The organism is Rossellomorea aquimaris (assembly GCF_020172085.1).
Taxonomy (GTDB): Bacteria; Bacillota; Bacilli; order Bacillales; family Bacillaceae_B; genus Rossellomorea; species Rossellomorea aquimaris_E.
Genome location: NZ_JAIVAT010000018.1, coordinates 1 through 1,376 on the forward strand (window position 1 = coordinate 1; position 1,376 = coordinate 1,376).

Genomic DNA, 1,376 nt, shown 5'->3' on the forward strand with positions numbered 1-1,376 from the left:
GAAGGCTGAGCTGTGATAGCGAGCGAATTATAGTAGCGAAGTTCCTGATTCCACACTGCCAAGAAAAGCCTCTAGCGAGGAAAAAGGTGCCCGTACCGCAAACCGACACAGGTAGGCGAGGAGAGAATCCTAAGGTGAGCGAGAGAACTCTCGTTAAGGAACTCGGCAAAATGACCCCGTAACTTCGGGAGAAGGGGTGCTCTGGTAGGGTGCAAGCCCGAGAGAGCCGCAGTGAATAGGCCCAGGCGACTGTTTAGCAAAAACACAGGTCTCTGCGAAGCCGTAAGGCGAAGTATAGGGGCTGACGCCTGCCCGGTGCTGGAAGGTTAAGAGGAGTGCTTAGCGCAAGCGAAGGTGCGAATCGAAGCCCCAGTAAACGGCGGCCGTAACTATAACGGTCCTAAGGTAGCGAAATTCCTTGTCGGGTAAGTTCCGACCCGCACGAAAGGCGTAACGATCTGGGCACTGTCTCAACGAGAGACTCGGTGAAATTATAGTACCTGTGAAGATGCAGGTTACCCGCGACAGGACGGAAAGACCCCGTGGAGCTTTACTGTAGCCTGATATTGAATTTTGGTACAGCTTGTACAGGATAGGTAGGAGCCTTGGAAACCGGAGCGCCAGCTTCGGTGGAGGCATCGGTGGGATACTACCCTGGCTGTATTGAAATTCTAACCCGCGCCCCTTATCGGGGTGGGAGACAGTGTCAGGTGGGCAGTTTGACTGGGGCGGTCGCCTCCTAAAGAGTAACGGAGGCGCCCAAAGGTTCCCTCAGAATGGTTGGAAATCATTCGCAGAGTGTAAAGGCACAAGGGAGCTTGACTGCGAGACCTACAAGTCGAGCAGGGACGAAAGTCGGGCTTAGTGATCCGGTGGTTCCGCATGGAAGGGCCATCGCTCAACGGATAAAAGCTACCCCGGGGATAACAGGCTTATCTCCCCCAAGAGTCCACATCGACGGGGAGGTTTGGCACCTCGATGTCGGCTCATCGCATCCTGGGGCTGTAGTCGGTCCCAAGGGTTGGGCTGTTCGCCCATTAAAGCGGTACGCGAGCTGGGTTCAGAACGTCGTGAGACAGTTCGGTCCCTATCCGTCGTGGGCGCAGGAAATTTGAGAGGAGCTGTCCTTAGTACGAGAGGACCGGGATGGACGCACCGCTGGTGTACCAGTTGTCTTGCCAAAGGCATCGCTGGGTAGCTATGTGCGGAAGGGATAAGTGCTGAAAGCATCTAAGCATGAAGCCCCCCTCGAGATGAGATTTCCCATCACGTAAGTGAGTAAGATCCCTAGAAGATGACTAGGTAGATAGGTCAGAGATGGAAGCATGGCGACATGTGGAGTTGACTGATACTAATCGATCGAGGACTTAACCACA

1 rRNA gene is annotated in these 1,376 nt (G+C 54.4%); it reads left to right on the forward strand.

The window, feature by feature from the left end:
• A 23S ribosomal RNA gene (locus tag LCL96_RS23315) occupies positions 1-1,375 on the forward strand; the annotation flags it as partial.
• Between the last annotated feature and the right edge of the window lies 1 nt (position 1,376).